This is a genomic window from Ruegeria profundi, assembly GCF_049800715.1.
Lineage (GTDB): Bacteria > Pseudomonadota > Alphaproteobacteria > Rhodobacterales > Rhodobacteraceae > Ruegeria > Ruegeria profundi_A.
The window spans coordinates 142,320-160,438 of record NZ_JBNAFO010000009.1; the positions used below are offsets into that span (position 1 = coordinate 142,320).

General features: G+C 58.1%; 23 protein-coding genes. 12 read left to right on the forward strand and 11 right to left on the reverse strand.

The window, feature by feature from the left end; genetic code table 11:
- Positions 1-9 precede the first annotated feature (9 nt).
- Positions 10-1,464 (forward strand): betaine-aldehyde dehydrogenase, encoded by a 1,455-nt coding sequence (gene betB, locus ACP15L_RS15315; RefSeq protein ID WP_425084842.1) that lies wholly within the window; start codon positions 10-12, stop codon positions 1,462-1,464.
- 197 nt (positions 1,465-1,661) lie between these two features.
- Here betB and ACP15L_RS15320 read toward each other — a convergent pair whose 3' ends face one another.
- The 5 genes from ACP15L_RS15320 to ACP15L_RS15340 are packed head-to-tail and all read right to left on the reverse strand — an operon-like array spanning position 1,662 to position 6,315.
- Positions 1,662-3,812, reverse strand: a complete 2,151-nt coding sequence (locus ACP15L_RS15320; protein ID WP_425084843.1) for a hypothetical protein — start codon at positions 3,810-3,812, stop codon at positions 1,662-1,664.
- Complete coding sequence (gene motA, locus ACP15L_RS15325) at positions 3,809-4,678, reverse strand: flagellar motor stator protein MotA (RefSeq protein WP_170459582.1); 870 nt, start codon at positions 4,676-4,678, stop codon at positions 3,809-3,811. The genes ACP15L_RS15320 and motA overlap by 4 nt, the downstream gene beginning before the upstream one ends.
- A 45-nt stretch (positions 4,679-4,723) precedes the next feature.
- Positions 4,724-5,308, reverse strand: coding sequence for a MotE family protein (locus tag ACP15L_RS15330; protein ID WP_425084844.1), 585 nt, complete (start codon positions 5,306-5,308; stop codon positions 4,724-4,726).
- Complete coding sequence (locus tag ACP15L_RS15335) at positions 5,305-5,808, reverse strand: DUF6468 domain-containing protein (RefSeq protein WP_425084845.1); 504 nt, start codon at positions 5,806-5,808, stop codon at positions 5,305-5,307. The genes ACP15L_RS15330 and ACP15L_RS15335 overlap by 4 nt, the downstream gene beginning before the upstream one ends.
- Positions 5,809-5,817: 9 nt before the next feature.
- Positions 5,818-6,315 (reverse strand): flagellar basal body-associated FliL family protein, encoded by a 498-nt coding sequence (locus ACP15L_RS15340; protein WP_425084846.1) that lies wholly within the window; start codon positions 6,313-6,315, stop codon positions 5,818-5,820.
- A 119-nt stretch (positions 6,316-6,434) separates the two neighbouring features.
- Here ACP15L_RS15340 and fliF point away from each other — a divergent pair, with 119 nt between their 5' ends.
- The 4 genes from fliF to fliP are packed head-to-tail and all read left to right on the forward strand — an operon-like array spanning position 6,435 to position 9,625.
- Entirely contained in the window at positions 6,435-8,027 is a 1,593-nt protein-coding gene (gene fliF, locus ACP15L_RS15345; protein WP_425084847.1) for a flagellar basal-body MS-ring/collar protein FliF, read from the forward strand.
- On the forward strand, positions 8,027-8,623 hold the full coding sequence (locus tag ACP15L_RS15350; protein WP_425084848.1) for an ABC transporter ATP-binding protein: 597 nt from the start codon (positions 8,027-8,029) through the stop codon (positions 8,621-8,623). The genes fliF and ACP15L_RS15350 overlap by 1 nt, the downstream gene beginning before the upstream one ends.
- Positions 8,616-8,894: a FliM/FliN family flagellar motor switch protein gene (locus ACP15L_RS15355; protein ID WP_425084849.1), complete on the forward strand. Its 279-nt coding sequence runs from the start codon at positions 8,616-8,618 to the stop codon at positions 8,892-8,894. Before ACP15L_RS15350 ends, ACP15L_RS15355 begins: the two co-directional genes overlap by 8 nt.
- The gene (gene fliP / locus ACP15L_RS15360; protein ID WP_425084850.1) at positions 8,894-9,625 is read left to right on the forward strand and encodes a flagellar type III secretion system pore protein FliP; all 732 of its coding nucleotides are present in this window, start codon (positions 8,894-8,896) and stop codon (positions 9,623-9,625) included. Before ACP15L_RS15355 ends, fliP begins: the two co-directional genes overlap by 1 nt.
- 183 nt (positions 9,626-9,808) lie before the next feature.
- Here the strand turns inward: fliP and ACP15L_RS15365 are convergent, their stop codons facing one another.
- Positions 9,809-10,417, reverse strand: coding sequence for an ABC transporter substrate-binding protein (locus ACP15L_RS15365; protein ID WP_425084851.1), 609 nt, complete (start codon positions 10,415-10,417; stop codon positions 9,809-9,811).
- Positions 10,407-11,177, reverse strand: a complete 771-nt coding sequence (locus tag ACP15L_RS15370; protein WP_425084918.1) for an MlaA family lipoprotein — start codon at positions 11,175-11,177, stop codon at positions 10,407-10,409. The genes ACP15L_RS15365 and ACP15L_RS15370 overlap by 11 nt, the downstream gene beginning before the upstream one ends.
- Before the next feature lie 333 nt (positions 11,178-11,510).
- On the opposite strand from ACP15L_RS15370, the gene ACP15L_RS15375 reads away from it, so the two are divergent.
- Genes ACP15L_RS15375 through ACP15L_RS15390 form a run of 4 tightly spaced genes read left to right on the forward strand, consistent with a single transcriptional unit; the run spans position 11,511 to position 14,253 of the window.
- Positions 11,511-11,966 carry a RidA family protein gene (locus tag ACP15L_RS15375; RefSeq protein WP_170459597.1) on the forward strand — a complete coding sequence of 152 codons (456 nt, stop codon included), beginning with the start codon at positions 11,511-11,513 and terminating at the stop codon, positions 11,964-11,966.
- The gene (locus ACP15L_RS15380) at positions 11,963-12,730 is read left to right on the forward strand and encodes a glycerophosphodiester phosphodiesterase family protein (RefSeq protein ID WP_425084852.1); all 768 of its coding nucleotides are present in this window, start codon (positions 11,963-11,965) and stop codon (positions 12,728-12,730) included. The genes ACP15L_RS15375 and ACP15L_RS15380 overlap by 4 nt, the downstream gene beginning before the upstream one ends.
- A gap of 45 nt (positions 12,731-12,775) precedes the next feature.
- A complete protein-coding gene (locus ACP15L_RS15385; protein ID WP_170721973.1) occupies positions 12,776-13,963 on the forward strand; it encodes a GNAT family N-acetyltransferase in 1,188 nt (395 codons plus the stop codon).
- A complete protein-coding gene (locus ACP15L_RS15390) occupies positions 13,960-14,253 on the forward strand; it encodes a 4a-hydroxytetrahydrobiopterin dehydratase (protein WP_170379422.1) in 294 nt (97 codons plus the stop codon). Before ACP15L_RS15385 ends, ACP15L_RS15390 begins: the two co-directional genes overlap by 4 nt.
- Here ACP15L_RS15390 and ACP15L_RS15395 read toward each other — a convergent pair.
- The 4 genes from ACP15L_RS15395 to ACP15L_RS15410 all read right to left on the reverse strand — a co-directional run bounded on the left by ACP15L_RS15395 (position 14,250) and on the right by ACP15L_RS15410 (position 15,766).
- Positions 14,250-14,492 (reverse strand): hypothetical protein, encoded by a 243-nt coding sequence (locus ACP15L_RS15395; RefSeq protein WP_425084853.1) that lies wholly within the window; start codon positions 14,490-14,492, stop codon positions 14,250-14,252. The genes ACP15L_RS15390 and ACP15L_RS15395 overlap by 4 nt on opposite strands.
- 83 nt (positions 14,493-14,575) lie before the next feature.
- The gene (locus ACP15L_RS15400) at positions 14,576-14,920 is read right to left on the reverse strand and encodes a hypothetical protein (protein ID WP_425084854.1); all 345 of its coding nucleotides are present in this window, start codon (positions 14,918-14,920) and stop codon (positions 14,576-14,578) included.
- An 11-nt stretch (positions 14,921-14,931) separates the two neighbouring features.
- Complete coding sequence (locus tag ACP15L_RS15405; protein WP_170379414.1) at positions 14,932-15,177, reverse strand: hypothetical protein; 246 nt, start codon at positions 15,175-15,177, stop codon at positions 14,932-14,934.
- 103 nt (positions 15,178-15,280) lie between these two features.
- A complete protein-coding gene (locus tag ACP15L_RS15410; RefSeq protein ID WP_425084855.1) occupies positions 15,281-15,766 on the reverse strand; it encodes a peroxiredoxin in 486 nt (161 codons plus the stop codon).
- A gap of 99 nt (positions 15,767-15,865) precedes the next feature.
- On the opposite strand from ACP15L_RS15410, the gene ACP15L_RS15415 reads away from it, so the two are divergent.
- From ACP15L_RS15415 to ACP15L_RS15425, 3 genes are all read left to right on the forward strand, one after another.
- Positions 15,866-17,077, forward strand: coding sequence for an NAD(P)/FAD-dependent oxidoreductase (locus tag ACP15L_RS15415; protein ID WP_425084856.1), 1,212 nt, complete (start codon positions 15,866-15,868; stop codon positions 17,075-17,077).
- Positions 17,074-17,640, forward strand: coding sequence for a 16S rRNA (guanine(966)-N(2))-methyltransferase RsmD (rsmD, locus tag ACP15L_RS15420; RefSeq protein ID WP_425084857.1), 567 nt, complete (start codon positions 17,074-17,076; stop codon positions 17,638-17,640). The genes ACP15L_RS15415 and rsmD overlap by 4 nt, the downstream gene beginning before the upstream one ends.
- A 130-nt stretch (positions 17,641-17,770) precedes the next feature.
- Entirely contained in the window at positions 17,771-18,118 is a 348-nt protein-coding gene (locus ACP15L_RS15425) for a hypothetical protein (protein ID WP_425084858.1), read from the forward strand.
- Position 18,119: the final 1 nt, after the last annotated feature.

Consider the following 18,119-nt stretch of genomic DNA (forward strand, 5'->3'; position numbering starts at 1 on the left):
GAACCCGGCATGAAATTTCAGCCCAAGGCGAGCCATTTCATCAATGGCGCATATGTCGAAGACACCAACGGCGCGCCGATTGATGTGATCTACCCTGCAACCGGTGAGGTCATTGCCCGGCTGCATTCAGCCACGCCCGAAATCGTTGATCAGGCTTTGAACAGTGCAAAAGCGGCGCAAGCGGAATGGGCAGCCATGTCCGGGACCGAGCGTGGCCGCGTTCTGCGCCGCGCCGCAGACATCATGCGAGACCGCAATCACGACCTGTCGGTTCTGGAAACCCATGACACCGGCAAACCCCTGCAAGAGACGCTGGTGGCCGACGCGACCTCGGGCGCGGACGCGCTGGAGTATTTCGGAGGTCTGGCCGCGTCCCTGACCGGTGAACACATCCCTCTGGGCGGTGGCGACTTCGTCTATACCATCCGCGAGGCGCTGGGCGTTTGCGTCGGGATCGGCGCATGGAATTACCCCACCCAGATCGCCTGCTGGAAGGGCGCGCCAGCGTTGGCCTGCGGTAATACGATGGTTTTCAAGCCGTCCGAGACGACCCCGCTCTCCGCACTGAAGGTGGCTGAGATCCTGATCGAGGCAGGTGCACCCAAGGGCACTTACAACGTGATTCAGGGCTATGGCGATGTAGGTGCATCGCTGGTGACCGATGCGCGCGTTGCCAAAGTGTCTTTGACCGGCTCGGTGCCGACGGGCCGCAAGGTCTATGCCGCGGCCGCCGATGGCATGAAGCACGTGACTATGGAGCTGGGCGGCAAATCTCCCATGATCGTGTTTGATGACGCCGATATCGAGAACGCGGTCTCGGGCGCAATTCTGGGCAATTTCTATTCCTCAGGTCAGGTCTGTTCGAACGGAACCCGTGTGTTCGTCCAAAAAGGTATCAAAGAGGCCTTTCTAACCCGCTTGGCCGAACGTCTGGCGACCGCCAAGATTGGCGATCCGCTGGATGAAGAGGTCAATTTTGGCCCCATGGTCAGCGAAAATCAGATGAACATCGCGCTGGGCTACGTGGAAAAGGGCACGGCCGAAGGCGCGCGGCTGGTTTATGGCGGCGCGCGCATCGAGGGTGAAGGGTTCTACATGCAACCCACCGTATTCGCGGACGTGACCGACGACATGACCATCGCCCGCGAAGAGATCTTTGGCCCGGTCATGTCCGTTCTGGATTTCGACACCGAAGAAGAGGTTCTGTCCCGCGCCAATGACACCGAATTCGGCCTCGCGGCTGGGGTCTTCACCAACGACCTGAGCCGTGCCCATCGCATCGTCGCAGGGTTCGAGGCCGGGACTTGCTATATCAACACCTACAACCTCGCCCCGGTTGAGGCGCCGTTCGGCGGGTCCAAGATGTCGGGTGTCGGTCGCGAGAACTCGAAGCTCGCCATCAATCATTTCAGCGAGATGAAAACCGTTTACGTCTCGATGAACGACGTCGAGGCACCTTACTGATCAACCGCCTTGTTGGCGCTCTGTCCTTCGCAATACTTGAGGGGCAGAGCGCTTTTCTATTGTGACCGTTACAAGATCAAAAGAACACACGAAGCCCCGTCAGAGATTTGATCGAGCTATTGTTTTTCCACGGCACGAAGGGAAACTACGCTAGTAGCATGGATAGAGTTTTTGGACGAGGCCCGAGACGGTTGAGGTCATTGGTTGGGATCGGTTCTCTCATCGAAGGCGACCTCTGGATCGGGGATTAGAGCGAACAGGTCGGCAATACGCGCTCGGGTCTCCTCGCTATCGGTCAGTAGGCTATTGGCATCGGCTAATGGCGTCTTAAGAAGGCGACGAGGCAGTAAGGCAAGCTTGTCCGAAATCTCGGACAGGTTCGCAAACCGCCCTTCAAGTTCAATTTTTTCGGACAATCCAGCCAACCAGAAATACCGGTTCGCAACTTCGGTTTCGCCGAGTTCTCGGTACAGCTCTGCCGTCGCAGCCTGATCGCCGATCGCCGCCAATGCCTGAGCGCGCAGGGTATCGGCAGCCGTTGATGCATCATCGGACAGTTCCAGCATCGCTTTGTGCGGTTTTTCGTCCAACAGTGCCGCGCGCGCGCGCAATCGTGCACGTTGGGATCGGTCTGTCGTGTCATACGTGCGATTGGCAAAGGCAGAACTTTGAGCCGCAAATCCTAAAGCGCCTAACCGATCTGACACTGCAATAGCGGCTTGCGTGGTCAAAGCCATCGAGTCGCTATCAGACATGGACAGCACCTGTTTCAGAAAGGTTACATCGTTTGACCTTTCTTCCAGCAGATGTGTGTGGCGGTTTAGAACATCCGTGCGATCATCACCCTCGGGCAGAGCTTGGATCAGGTCGTAGGACGTATCGAACTCATTGTTCAAACTCAGCGCAACGATATGTGCGTGCTGCATCATTGGTCCGGTTTCAGACCCACGAAACTCCAACGCGTAGGCTGCAGCAAGGGCAACGTTCTGCGGTGATACGGCGCCCCGCTCTGCCCAGCGTTTCTCGATCAAGCGCGCCAAGGCCAGAGGGGCATCTGTGGAGGTTTCCGGCGTAGAAATCACCTCTTCCAAGATGGTATCGGCCACCTCAGAGTCGCCTTCGGCCTGAGCGATCTGAGCCTTGGCAACGCTGGGTTGTTCCTCAGTTTCAACGCGGTCAACGGAACGCATCACCCGCCGCGCCGCCTCCAACTTATCTGCTTCGACCAGAATCGATGACAGTCTTGGGCCTAAACTGCGACGCAAGTGTTGGGGGAGGCTATAGAAAGACTGCTCAATTGCGTTCAGATCGGCATCCGGGCTCAGCGTTTGCTCGCTGAGTACTGACCAGAAAGCCGCATCGCTACTGCAGCGCTGAAGACCCCGAAACGGACTATCTTCTGCGGGCTCACGGTAATCCACAAGCCCCGCTATGGCATGCACCCAGTTTTTCTCTTCGGAATGGTCTTCAACCAGTTCAAGCGTGGAGACAGCTTCCGCTCCGAACCCGAAATATGCGTAGAGTTTGGCCAGCTTGAACGCTAGATCGGTGTCCACGCGGTCAAACTCCTGATACAAGCCAGAGCGCAGATCGGCGATCTGTTTGTCAAATGGGCGCGCGTCGGACCATGTGTCGAACCCCAGCCGAGCGCTGCTGATACAGGCTGGTCGTTTCTCTATTTGGGGGATATCGGGGCCAAGAAGACCTTCCAACTCGTCCACAATCGTCGAGACATTCATATTCGCTGCAAAACTCGGCAGCATGTCCGCGTCGCTGGGCAGAGTTGACGCGCGAGGGCCAATGGCGGCCAGGTCCAGGTCCAGGACCTCTCGGTCTGCGCCTTGCAGTAACCTGGCCGAGAGTTGATCTTTGAAGCCCTGTTGGTTCAGCGTCAAAAGCGGCAACGCCAAGGGTTCAAGTGGGTCTTCTACCTCCAACGGCGGCAGGGACGGTGGCAGAGGGATGTTGGCCGTCAAAGGCGGAGGCAAAGTGCCCTGCGAAATGTCCACGACGATCATTGATTGTTGATACAGAAAGGCCGTCGCCACGCAGTCGCAGCCAAATTCCAAATCAAGCGCCGAACCCGGTTTCGATTGGGACAGGGCAGAGAGGCGATTTGATGTTAGCCGCCCGAACACGCCTTCTGTCTGAAACAGGACGTCGTCGATTGAAACGGTCAGCCGCGCCCCGTTCTTACGGCGCGCAAGAACCCATTCGGTGCCCGGCGGAACCTTTACGACGAGGCGGGTGTGGCTGTCATGTTCTCCGGACCGGACAACCAGCGTTTCAGCGGTCGCCGAGGTTGCCATTGCGATCAGGATCGACGTGAAGAGAGCTACACGTTTCATGCCGCCGCCTGTTTGAGTTCTTTGAGAGCGTCCTCAAGTTCCGAGAAACCGGGCCGGTTGTGGGTTGGTGTGTTCTGGCGACCGACCTCGATACACATGGCGGCATTGTGGTTGTGCAGGTTGGCGACCAAAACCTCTTTGATCAGTTGGTAGAAGTGATTGTCTTCTTCCACGACGGTTTTCAGCTTGCCCGCAAAAGGCCCCACCAGACCATAGGCCAGAAACACCCCTAGAAATGTCCCGACCAGAGCGCCCCCGATCAGCTTGCCCAGAACCTCGGGCGGCTGGTCGATTGACCCCATCGTTTTGATCACGCCCAGAACGGCGGCAACGATCCCGAGGGCGGGCAAGCCATCCGCGACGGTTTGCAGCGCGTGGCTGGAATGCATGGCGTGGTGAAAATTGGCCTCCATCCGCTTTTCCAGGACTTCTTCGACCTGATGGGGGTCATCATAGTTCAGCGCGGCCGAGCGCATCGTGTCACAGATCAGGTCCACAGCTTCCTTGTCGGACTGGATTTTCGGGTAGGCGGAAAACAGGCTCGAGTTTTCGGGGTCTTCAATGTGCTGTTCAACCTCGACCGGGTTCGCGCGTGCGATCCGGATCAAAGAGAATAGAAGGCATAGAAGGTCCCGGTAGTCTTCCGGTTTCCACTTTGCCCCCTTGAAGACCTTGCCCATATCTTTGATCGTATGTTTGATCCCACCCATATCGTTGCTGATCAGAAAGGCGCCAACAGCGGCGCCGCCGATCATCATCATCTCAAACGGTAGGGATTTCATGATAATCGTCATCTTGCCGCCCGCAGCCAGATAGCCGCCGAACACCATCACAAAGATGACAACAATTCCAACAATTCCAATCATTTGCGATCTCCGACAAGTATCCAGATAGCTTTGACAAGCACGTAATTATTCCTGTGGGGCATTGGCATTTCGACCTGCCATGACCACGCTGATCGTATAGGCGGCCTCGGGGCTGAGGCCGGCCAGCACGCCCGCTGCTGCATCGGCGGGCATGCGCGACAGGAAACCGGCGGCAAAGCTGGGGTCCATTGTCTCGAATAAGGCGGCGGCATCTTTGGGTTTCATGTTTTGGTAGACATCCGTCAACCGGGTCAGGTCGGTTTCGGCGGCCTTGTTCGCCAGTGCCAGCGTGTCCCGCAGGTCTTCTTCGGCTTGCTGTAGTGCGGCCAGGCGCGTTTCGATGGCCCCATGGGCAATCTCAAGCGCCTTTTCCTTCTCTTCCAAGGCTTCTTCCCGCTGCTTCAGGCGTTTTTCGCGGCGCAAAAGCTCGGTCAAGAGCACCTGCAGATCCGGAGAAGGTTTTGACATCGGCGGCTCTTCGGCCTTTGTCGGCTCGACGGTTTTGGCCAATGCCGGCCCGGCTTCCAGTCCAAGGCGAATCGCGGCGGACCCGATCATCAACAGCGCAATCACCGCCAACACGCCGCCGCGGGGTCGCGCCCTGCCTTTCTGCGTGCCAGGGCGTTTCACTCCGCAGCCTCCGCACCCTGCCGTTTGTGCCGGAAAAACATCAAACCTTCTGGGGCTTTGGCTGGTTGCTCGGGCTTGTTGTCCTCAGCAGGGGTGTCGTCTGCATCCGATTCCTGAGTGTCAGAGACCTCTTCCGTCTCTGCCCCTTCCTCAGCTTCTTCATCTGGATCTGACGATACGTCCGGCGCAGGCGGTTCCGGCAACGCCTTCCCCTCGGGAATGACATCATGCATCGAGGCCATCATCAGTTCGAGCCGCTGCGCAACCGATTGCGCGCGCTCTGTCAGCTCTTTCAGCTCATCCCCGGACTGGTCCGAGGCAGCCCGCGCGCTGTCCAGCGACTTTTTCAACTCTTCCGCCTGGGTGGACAGCACCGCAACGGCCCCACCCACGCCTTGTTCCAGATTCGTGAACCGTTTCAGGCGGCGTGACAGAACAAAGCAATATAGACCAGCGCCCAGCGCGCCCGCGACCAGCAAAATATCTGCAATAAGCTCCAATTTCGCCTCCTAATTCAGAACAAATTCCATTACCAGAACGTCGCGCACACGACCCTCTCCGACGACGATTTCAATGCGCCGCAGCAGATGCCCCCGGATACGTACCAGCGCTAAGGAGTCCTCGAGATCCGCAACCTCAAGCGCGCGCAGATATCCGTTCAGCACATCCATGATCCGCGGCTGCATTTTTTCCACATCACTGATGTAGGCCGAGTTAACTTCGAGCTGCGCGTGGAATTTCAGATGCCGTGACTCACCCGCATTCACCGACAGAATCACAGGCGGAAGATCGACGAATCCCACATCCGGCAGGGCTTTGGCCGGTTTGTTTTTAACTGCGTCCATCGATTCCGCCTTTTCGGGTTTTGCCCCAAAGGGCAACAGCCCGGACGTGGTCGCGTAATAGCCGCCGCCCGCCCCGACGAGCGCCAGAATCACCCCGATGATCAGACCCATTTTCCCTGATTTCTTAGGGGTTTCTGCCTCTTCTGCTGTAGCGTCAGTCATGACGTCCTCATTCATTCGATCTGAAGCTGTCATAACCCGGCAGGGACTAACCGATTGTTAAGGGCAATCGTTCAAACAAGGGATGCGCCGGGCAGAATGTCGGCGAGTCGGAGGTGAGCGTGCAGCAGATCGGAACTGTTTGGGCAAGTTTGGACAGGCGAAAGCAAATCATAGTCGTCGGTGCGGTTGCGCTGGTGTTTCTGGGGGTTCTCGGGATGTCCCGTCTTGTGACGGCACCCTCTATGACCCTTCTCTATGCAGGGCTGGAAAGCGGGGCCGCAGGCGATATCGTGCGTGCGCTCGATCAGCGCGGCGTCACATATGAGATCAGGGGCGGCTCAATCTACGTGCCCGGCTCGCAGCGGGATGAGCTGCGCATGACCCTGGCCAGCGAAGGCCTGCCAGCAAATGGCAATCGTGGCTATGAGCTGCTCGATTCGCTGAGCGGGTTTGGCACCACCTCGCAGATGTTCGATGCCGCCTATTGGCGCGCAAAAGAAGGTGAGCTGGCGCGCACCATCGTCGGTGGTCCTCATGTCAGTCAGGCGCGGGTGCATATCGCAAATGGCTCGGCCAACCCGTTTCAGCGTAGCGTTGCGCCCACGGCCTCGGTGTATCTGGTTCCATCGGGCGCGCAGATAACGGGCGACCAGGCCAAGGCGATTCGCTTTCTGGTCGCCTCGGCGGTCAGCGGGCTTGCGCCGGAAAACGTGACGGTTGTGGATTCAAGCGGCGCCGTGATTGGCGGACAGGACACGGCGGTTGCAGCTGACAAGGCGGATGACAAATCCCGTCAGTTGCGTGAACGCGTGCTGCGCCTTGTCGAGGCGCGCGTGGGCACCGGAAACGCTGTGGTTGAGGTCAGTGTCGACACGGTAACCAAGACCGAATCCATCCGCGAACGCCGCTTTGACCCCAAAGGGCGGGTTGCGATCAGCACGGATGTCGAGGAACGCTCGGACAGTGCGCGCAATCAGTCCGGCGATGTGACGGTCGCCTCCAACCTGCCGGATGGGGACGGAGCGGGCGGGGACGAATCGAACTCGAACGCGACGCAGACCCGCGAGCGCGTGAACTATGAGGTCTCAGAAACGGAGCTTGAGGTTCACAACGCACCCGGAGCCATCAAGCGCCTGACAGTCGCGGTGTTGGTCAATGGCCTCCGGTCGGTAGATGAAAACGGGGCGGAAAGCTTTGATCCCTTGCCTCAGACCGAGCTTGATGCGCTTGAGGAGCTGGTGGCCTCAGCCGTAGGCTTCGATGCAGCTCGGGGCGATGTGATCACGTTGAAATCGCTTGATCTGCCGGTGGTAGAGCCGCAGGGAACGCTGGTTTCGTCCTCCATGTGGCAGAATATCCATCTGGACGCGATGTCTCTGATCCAGATGGCTGTGCTTGCACTGGTTTCGCTGGTTCTGGCCTTGTTCGTTATTCGCCCCATCCTGATGAAACCGGCGGCAGCCCCCGCATTGTTGCCTGCAGGCGGTGGTGACGCACAGGATGCTAAGGTTCTGGTTGGTGAGATCGCGCCAGATGAGACGGCTGAGTTCACGGCTTTGCCGGGACAGGCGCAGTCGGTCGGCGTGCCGGCGCTTGGGTCAGACAGCAATGCAGACCCTGTGGACCGGTTGCGGGCGATGATCGGTGACAAGCAGGAAGAAACGGTCGAAATTCTGCGCAGTTGGCTTGAAGAAGGCGAGGAGCGGGTCTGATGTCGATTGCTCACCTTCTTGAGGATTTCACCGCGCAGGTCCAAGGCTGCAAGCTGCATCTTTTGGATGAAGACGCGCTGGAGGAACAGCGCCTGGCTGCCTTCGAACAAGGCTATGGCGCGGGATGGGAAGACGCCGTTCAAGCGCAGGAGCAGAACCGGGGCCATGTCTCGGCAGAGCTGGCCAAGGCGTTGGAAGACATGTCCTTTACCTATCACGAAGCGCTGACACGTATGACACTTTCGCTGGAGCCGATGTTCCAGAGCCTGGTGCAACTGGTGCTGCCGGATTGTATCGATCGCAGCTTTACTCACCGCCTGTCGGAACAGCTGCAAGACATGGCACGAACCCAAATCGACCAACTCATCCAAATACTTGTGCCGGAAGGCCGCGCAGCCGAGGTCGAATACTTGCTGTCATCAGACATGTCTCAACCTCCGCGGGTGATCGAAGATTCCTCGCTGCAACCAGGACAAGCAAGGCTGCAGGTCGGTATCTCGCGGCGCGAGGTGGATTGCGTGGATCTGCTGTCTTCGGTGCAGCAAGCATTTGACTCCTACCTGTTTGAGGCGAAAGAGGCTTTGACCCATGACTGATACCCAATCCCAAAAAACCAACCCTTTTGATGCTGTCCCGATAGAAGTCACAGTTTCCGTTGGCCGCGCCCGCCCGTTGATCCGGGACCTGCTGAATATGGGTGAAAACGCAGTGCTGACGCTGGACAAACGGATCGAAGACCCCGTGGACCTCTATGTATGCGACCAACTGGTTGCCCGTGGTCTTCTGGAAGAGATGGAGGGCGATCAGGCCGGTCAACTGGCTGTGCGTCTAACCGAAATCGCGGATCTGCAGAACGGGATCGGCTGATGCGCTTGTGGCTCTGGTTGACTGTCGCGGTTGTGGCAATGCTGCCCTCCCTGGCTGCGGCCCAAAACGTGACCCTGTCGCTTGGGGAGGGCGGGTCCATCTCGGCCCGGACGATCCAGTTGATCTTGCTGATCACCGTTCTCAGCCTTGCACCCGGGTTGGCGATCATGATCACCTGTTTTCCCTTCCTGATCACGGTTCTCGCGATCCTGCGGCAGGGTATTGGGTTGCAGCAATCTCCGCCGAATATGCTGATCGTTAGCCTTGCGCTGTTCTTGACCTATTTCATAATGGAGCCGGTTTTTACCGAAGCCTGGACTATTGGTATTGAGCCTTTGATCAATGAAACGCTTGAGGTTGAAACGGCTCTGGAACGCGCCCTGAACCCGTTCCGAGAGTTCATGGCAGCGCGACTGGATGTTGAGACGTTTCAATCCATGGCCGCTCTGCGTCCTGGAGGCGAGGGGATGGTCCTGTCTCCGGATGCTTCACTTTCAGTTCTGATGCCATCCTTCATGTTGTCTGAAATCGCTCGGGCGTTTCAGATCGGGTTCCTGATTTTCCTGCCTTTTCTGATCATTGACCTAGTTGTGGCCGCCGTCTTGATGTCGATGGGCATGATGATGGTGCCGCCTGCAATCGTCTCGCTGCCGTTCAAGCTGGCGTTTTTCGTGATCGCAGATGGATGGGCTTTGATCGCCAGCGCTTTGGTCCGAAGTTACATGCCCTAGAGGGTCCGCGGGCTGGGCGTGGAGCGGGGTACAAGCTTAGTTTTAGTGAGAGCTTTGGAAAGCGGCGCATCAACTTCGGCGCGTGTTAGGTCACAAGGTAAAATGACTTTCTTTTGGGTATAGAAACGAAGACGCCTCCGACGCACAGAGCGCGGAGGCGTTTGAGCACACAAAAAGGCGTTGCTACCCGGTTCTGTTGAGGTCTTTGATCAGCTGGTTCAGGTTTCCTTGACGTGCATCCAGCATCGCCCCGATTTCGGTGCGTTCGGTTAGCAGCAAGTTCACTCCCTCAATGAACATGTTGTAGAACTTATCGCGACCGGATTTGTCAGAAACCAGGAAGGTCACGTCAAAGGGCGACGATCCCCGCAGTTTGACCGAGGTGCGCACTTCATAGCCAGCTTTGATTCGGCGCGCGTTTCGTACATCCACCTGGCCGCCAATGAATTCGCGGAACCGGCGTCCGTATTTGCGCGAGATATAGCCTTGGAACGCTTTGGTGAATTGTCTCAACTGCGCCGGAGAGGCAGAACGGGCGTCCGCCCCAAGCGCATAGCGCGCCATGATCGGAACATCAGCGTATTGCACAAAAATCTTCTCGAAATCACGCAGCATGGCTTTTTCGGATTTGCCCGAGGCGATCACGCGGTTGATATCCGCGACAACACTGTTGACCAGTTGTTTGGCACCCGCCTCGGTCAGGGCCAGAGCGGGCAAAGGCAGGGCAACAATAGCTGCTCCGGCCACAGAGGTTTTTAGGAAATGTCTTCGGTTTAAAGCGTTACTCAGCATAAGGGTCCTCGTAGGGGTCGAGAAGGGGATCACTAACAGGGTCGGTTCCGGCGTCGGCATATGGATCGTTGTAGAGATCCAGGAAGGCGTCCTCGTCGTCGCGTGCCAATTCGAAGCGGCGGTTTTGCAGGTAGATCAGTCGGGCCTGCGCATAGCTATCGGCACTTTCGTAGAGAATCGAGTCCACTGTATCAGAAAATCGTCCCCGATCCCCCATCCGACGTACGACCTCGGCATAGACGCCTATGTTTTCCGCAGGCCGCACCGGTGTGAAGTTGATCGGGTTGGAGAAAAGATTGAATACAACACCCACAGCGTCTCGGGTGGTTGACGGGCCGTAGAAAGGCAACTCAACATATGCCCCTTCTCCAAAACCCCACACATGCAGAGTTTCGCCGAAATCAGTGTCGACGGGGGGCATGTTCAGTTCAGCCGCAGGGTCAAACAAGCCAAAAGCGCCCGCAGTCATGTTGATCACGAACCGCAGCAGCGCGTTGCCCGTTTGTTTGGGGTTACCTTGCAGCAGGTAATCCACCGCCTGCCCAGGCAGCGTGATGTTTTCAGCAAAGGTACTGAAGCTTGTCACGACCGGATCTGGTACGATCCTCACATAGCTTTTCGAGGCGGGACGAAACAAAAAGCGGTCGACGCCAAGGTTGAACTTGTGAATGCCCCTGTTAGCGTTTTCGAAAGGGTCGAAAACCTCACCCCGGGCAGCCTGTTCCGGGGGTTGTGACGCGCAGGCCGACAAGAGGACCATAAGTGACAGAACAACAAGATGTTTGAAGCCAAATTTGCTCAACACGGTCTTAGCTACTCCAATACGGCCCGGCTCGACGCTTGGGCGATCAATCAATACCTGCGTGTCCGACAGACACAAGTTGTTGTCACATAGAGGTTTCAGCGCTTGAATGAAACACATAGCGTTAAACCCGGTAAATCAAACAAGGTAAAGTGACACGACTTCAACAGTTCGAAATAGGACAGGATACGCCCACTGAGCGCAACAATCAGAAAATTCGGTTTCCGGCTTTCCCAGCGGCATCATCCCGGTTAGCGTCCGCCCGAGTCGATTTTGGGTGAGGACAATCACATGAGCATCTCGGAAAAACTGCAAAGCCTGGGCGTATCGCTGCCAGACGCACCGGCCCCGGCCGCAAACTATGTGCCCTTCGTGCGCGTGGGCAATATTGTCTATGTCTCGGGTCAGATTTCCAAAGCGGACGACCTGATCACCGGCAAACTGGGCGATGACATGGATGTCGACGCGGGTGCAGCGGCGGCAAAGGTCTGTGCGATAAACCTGCTGGCTCAGGTCAAAGCGGCCTGCGATGGGGATATCGAGAAGCTGGTGCGGGTGATCAAGCTGACCGGTTTTGTGAACTCGACTGCTGATTTCACGGCGCAGCCGCAGGTGATCAACGGTGCGTCCGATTTTCTGGTTGAAGCGCTGGGCGAGGCGGGTCGTCATTCCCGCTCGGCGGTTAGCGCTGCATCATTGCCGCTGGGTGTTGCTGTCGAAATCGAAGGTATTTTCGAAGTCCAATGACACCTGCTCTGCCGCCCGCGTTTCTAGAGGCCCCGATTGCCCACCGGGCGCTGCATGACAAAACAGATAACCGCCCGGAAAACAGCCGGGCGGCCATTCGCGCCGCGATCGAGGCCGGCTACGGGATCGAGATCGACCTGCAGCGGACCTCGGACAACCGTGCGATGGTGTTTCATGACTACGACATGGCGCGTCTGACCGGGCAATCCGGCCCGATCCAGCAGGTCTCTGCCGCGCAGGCGCAGGCCACGCAGCTGTTGCATGCCGAGGATGGTATTCCCACCCTCGACGAGGTGCTTGAGATGGTCGCGGGCAAAGTCCCACTGCTGATCGAGTTCAAGGATCAGGATGGCGCCATGGGCACCAATGTCGGCCCGCTCGAGGCGGATGCCGTGCGGGCGCTAGAGGGTTATGACGGACCGGTGGCGCTGATGTCGTTCAACCCCAACAGCGTGGCCGAGCTGGCCCGCCTGGCCCCGCATTTGCCGCGCGGGATTGTGACCTGTTCCTACAAGCCCAAGGTCGAACTGTTGCCGCAATCGGTGTGTGATCACCTGCGCGACATTCCCGATTTTGACCGGGTTGGGGCCAGTTTCATCAGCCATGAGGTTCATGATCTGGACCGTCCGCGCGTGGCCGAGCTGAAAGCGCGCGGTGTGCCGATCCTGTGCTGGACGGTAAAGTCGCCTGAACAAGAGGCAGAGGCCCGCGCCGTTGCCGACAATGTGACCTTTGAGGGGTATCTGGCCAAGCACCCGGGTTGAACCTGTCGCACCTCGTCACAGATAAAGACCAGACGCGGAGGGCACATGGATCAGGCGCAGATCGAAATTCAGGTACTTGGATCACTCTCGCAAATCTCTGCGGCAGAGTGGGATGCCTGCGCCTGCCCCGAAACAGCGGATGGCGGGCGTCCACTGGATCCATTCACCACGCATCGGTTTTTGCTGGCCCTGGAAAACAGCGGCTCGGTTGGGCGGGGCACCGGGTGGCAGCCTCAATACCTGACGGCCTATCTGGATGGGATGCTGATCGCGGCAGCGCCGATGTATGCCAAATCGCACAGTCAGGGAGAGTATATCTTCGACCACAGCTGGGCCCATGCGTACGAAAGCGCGGGCGGGCGGTACTATCCCAAACTGCAGATCGCGGCCCCTTTCACGCCCGCCACCGGGCGGCGCTTTCTGGTGCGTCCGGGATATGAAGGGATTGGGATGTCCGCGCTGGTGCAGGGCGCCGTTCAACTGGCGGCAGACAATCAGGTCTCGTCACTTCACGCGACCTTCTGCACCGAGGACGAGGCGTTGGCGGGTGAGCAGATGGGCCTGATGCTGCGCAGCTCACAGCAGTTTCATTGGTTGAATGACGACTACGCGGATTTCGACGGCTTTCTGGCGGCGCTGTCCTCGCGCAAGCGCAAGAACATCCGCAAGGAGCGTGCTCAGGCCAACGCATTCGGTGGTGAGATCCGCACCCTGACCGGCGATGACCTCCGGCCCGAGCATTGGGATGCCTTCTGGCGTTTCTATCAGGACACCGGCGCGCGCAAATGGGGCTCACCTTACCTGACGCGCCAGTTCTTTGATATCGCGCAGGAGACGATGGCCGGTGATATGGCTTTGGTGCTGGCAGAACGCGATGGGTATCCCATTGCGGGGGCGCTGAATTTCATCGGGCGTGAGACGCTCTATGGTCGCTATTGGGGCTGTGTGGAACATCATGCCTGCCTGCATTTCGAGCTGTGCTATTATAGGGCCATCGACTTTGCCATCGCGCATGGCATGCAAAGGGTCGAAGCCGGAGCGCAAGGCGAACACAAACTTGCACGTGGCTACCTGCCAACACGCACGCACAGCCTTCATTGGATTACCGATCCCGGATTCGCCGATGCCGTCAAAAAATATCTGGACGCTGAAGGCCGCGCGGTGGGAGAAGAGATTGAGATTCTGACGGATTACGGTCCGTTCAGAAAATCGAACCCGGAGGAACAGCAATGACCGAGCTTTTGTCGACCGAGACCCGTGGCCCCCTTCTTGATCCGCTGTTCAACAATGGCTGGACGATGGTTGAAGGCCGGGATGCGATCACCAAGACTTTCATCTTTGACAATTTCGTCGCGGCTTTTGGATGGATGACTCAAGTGGCGATCTGGGCCGAGAAGTGGAACCACCACCCCGAATGGTCCAACGTCTACCGCACGGTTGAGGTTGTGCTGTCCACCCATGACGTCGGCGGGTTGTCTTCGCTGGATGCAAAACTGGCGCGCAAGATGGATGGACTGGTCTAGTCGCGATCCTGTCCGGACCCGATGCCGCCAGCCAAGGATGCCGTGATCGCCATCTGGCGGAATTCATCCGGCGTGACCGTGCCACTACTGACGTCGATATTGCCAGGAATGCGGGTCGTTTTGTTGCCGATAGACCGAACACTGCGTGCCGCTGGGTTGATGTCCAGACACCGCCTCTCATAGCAGGTCAGCCCGCTGGTGTTGATCTGGATCCGGATCTGCCCGTTCGGGCCTGTCACAATCGGGGCCCGCGGTACATCACAAGCCGCCGATACCGCCAGCGCACCGATTCACATTCATCAGTTCCTCTCACCCTCCGGGTTTAGTCCAACCGGCCGTTTCCATCCTTGTCCGCAGAGTCGAAATCGTTGCTCATCTGCGCATCGTATTCCGCCCTTGAGATAAGGCTGTCGCCGTTCCGGTCAACGTCCTGAAATTGCTTTATGTCCAGGAAGGGTTTGGCCTCGGACAGGCCGAGCGCGCCGTTCTTGTCTTCGTCCATCGCCTGAAAGGCGTAGTCTGAAAAGGCATTGAACTCGTCCTTGGACAGGAAGCCATCATTGTTCGAGTCGATGGCTGTCAGCTCTTTTTCATTCAACTCTGCCACGTCGTCCGCAGCTGCGGCACTGGCCATCACAAGCGCGGCGATACAGATTATTCGTTTCATCACTGTCCCCCTCAACATGCGAATCTTGCGCCACTGATGCTGCCGGTAGCGGCACCTGCGCCCGTCAGAATGGACTTGCCTGAACCGCCTCCGAACTGATTGCCGATTGCGCCTCCGATCAGCGCGCCACCCAAGGTGCCGCTCAGGCAGGCGATTTCATGTTGCCGTGCCGCTTGTTGCTGTGGTGTTGGGGCCGGGCCGCAAGCTGCAAGAAGGCCTGCGCCGCCCAGAATGAGTGAAATGGCTTTGAGATACATAAACATACTCCCCAGCTATGTGCCTTTGATAATCGCACACTGGGGCGTTGTATCAAGTTAAATAGGGTTAGGACGGCCCCGGTTTAGCCGGGGCCGAACAGCGTCAGATTACTTCGAGCAAGCCTTCACCGGCTGAAATCTCGCAAGCGCCGGGGCTTTCTTCCAGGTTCAGCGCAGTGACCTTGCCGTCTTCGACCAGCATCGCATAGCGCTGCGAACGCGCCAGCAGCCCGGCTGGTGGGGCGTCGAAATCCATGCCGATCGCCTTTGTGAACTCGGACGCGGCATCGCCCAGCAGGGTCAGGCCGGCCTCGGTCGCGCCGGTCGCTTCGCCCCAGGCATTCATCACGAACGGGTCGTTGACGGAGATGCAGATGATCTCATCCACGCCCTTGGCTTCGAACTGATCCTTGGTGCGCATGAAGCTGGGCACATGTGCCGAATGACAGGTCGGTGTAAACGCGCCGGGCACTGCAAAGATCACCACTTTGCGGCCCGCGGTTTTGTCGGAAATCCGAACCTCTTCGGGGCCTTCCGCACCCATTTGGGTCAGCGTGGCGTCGGGCAGCATCTCACCTGTTGTAATCATTTATCAGCTCCTGTCGTTTGGATTTGCAGAGTCGGGCTATGCCGCAATATAGGTGGTCGGACAAAAGTAACCATGAGAATTCGACAGGGTGTAACGAACATGAGCCATATTGTCGTGATCGGCGCCGGGCAGGCCGGATCGTCGCTTGTTGCGAAGCTGCGCAAGGATGGGTTTGAAGGGGATATCACCCTGATCGGGGCCGAGCCGCATCTGCCCTATCAGCGCCCGCCTTTGTCCAAGGCCTATCTGCTGGGCGAGATGGAGCTGGAGCGTCTGTTCCTGCGCCCCGAAAGCTTCTACGCTGACAACAACATCATCCTGCGTTTGGGGCAGCGTGTTACTGCGATTGACCCCAAGGCCAAGACCGTGACCGTTGGGGATGAGGTCATCTCCTATGACGAACTGGCGCTAACCACCGGGTCGGATCCGCGCTACCTACCTGCCTCTATCGGCGGCGATCTTCAGGGCGTTCATGTGGTGCGTGATCTGGCTCATATCGACGAGATGGAGCCTCGGGTCACCGAAGGCGCGCGGGCGCTGATCGTCGGCGGCGGCTATATCGGGCTTGAGGCCGCAGCCGTCTGCGCCAAGCGCGGGGTCAAGGTGACGTTGGTAGAAATGGCCGAGCGTATCCTGCAACGCGTCGCCGCCAAGGAAACCAGCGACTATTTCCGCGCGCTGCATACGGGTCATGGCGCGAACATCCGCGAGGGCGTGGGCCTTGATCGTCTGATCGGTGAAAACGGCAAGGTGGTCGGCGCGGTTCTGACAGATGGAACCGAAATCGAGGTTGATTTTGTGGTCGTCGGCGTGGGCATCGCGCCGTCCACCCAACTGGCCGAGTTGGCTGGGCTTGAACTGGACAACGGCATCAAAACCGACGCGCATGGCCGCACATCTGATCCGTCGATCTGGGCGGCAGGGGATTGCGCCTCCTTCCCGCATGGCGCGGGGCGTATTCGTTTGGAAAGCGTGCCCAACGCCATTGATCAGGGCGAGATCGTCGCTCAGAACATGCTGGGGGCCGCCAAGGACTACACTGCGACGCCATGGTTCTGGTCGGATCAGTATGACGTCAAACTGCAGATCGCAGGCCTGAACACGGGCTATGATCAGGTTGTCACCCGTCAGGGCGAAGGTCAGACCGTGTCGTTCTGGTACTACAAGGGTGACCAGCTGATTGCAGTCGACGCGATGAACGACCCGCGCGCCTATATGGTCGGCAAGCGCCTCATCGACTCGGGCAAAACCGCGGATCCTGCCGTGGTGGCCGATCCGGCTGCGGATCTGAAACCGCTGCTCAAAGCGTGAGGATCATCGCCGGACAGTTCCGGGGTCGTGCCTTGGCCTCGGTCGGCAAAGGGGATGTGGGTGCCCATCTTCGTCCCACCACCGACCGAGTACGTGAAAGTCTGTTCAACGTTTTAAGCCATCTGATCGACTTTGAAGGCCTGCGTGTATTGGACCTGTTCGCAGGCACCGGTGCGCTGGGGCTTGAGGCGCTGTCGCGCGGGGCTGACCACATCACCTTTGTGGATGACGGGCGTGTGGCGCAGGGCCTGATCCGCAAGAATATCGACCTGACCCGCAGCGCTGACCGGACCGATCTGATCCGCCGGGATGCGACGCGCTTAGGTGAAAACCCGAACGCGCCCTTCGACCTGATCTTTCTGGACCCGCCTTACGGCAAGTCTCTGGGCCAAAAGGCGCTGGCCAAGGCGTCCGATGCAGGATGGATCGCTGCGGGGGCGTTTATCGTGTGGGAAGAAAACGCTCCGATGCAAGCGCCGGATGGATTCCAGTTGTTGGACAGTCGAAAATACGGCGACACGCATATCTCTTTGATGCTTCAATCACTTGATCATTTGGGTTGATCCTGACTGCCCCAATTCGTTTTAAAATTGAATTTGGGCGGCCAGCAATTTGACGTATCTCCGCCAAAATTGCGGCCAATTTCGCCTCTACGCGCCGTAGAAACGCGGAACAACCCTCAAAGGAAACTCTATGCTTCTCAGAGCTGCCCTGACCTCGGCCTTCGTGCTGAGCTCCTCCCCTGTTGTTGCAGGGCAAACAAAACTCGATGCGAATGAATTTATGGTCAATTGCACCTCCTCTGTGGATCAATCAAGCGTGACGCTGGCGCGTTCGGGCGGATCCAACAAAGGGCATATCACTGTCGGAGAGCTGAAGGGCGAGGCGGACATTCTGCCGGGTTTGGACAACCTGACGTTTTTGCTGATTCAGGATGGTCAGGTCGTCAACTTTGCCGTTGATCTTGCAAGTCTCGAATATGACATGATGATCAAGGGCACTTCGCAGCGTTTTGACAGGGGCAGCTGTACGCCTTCGTGAT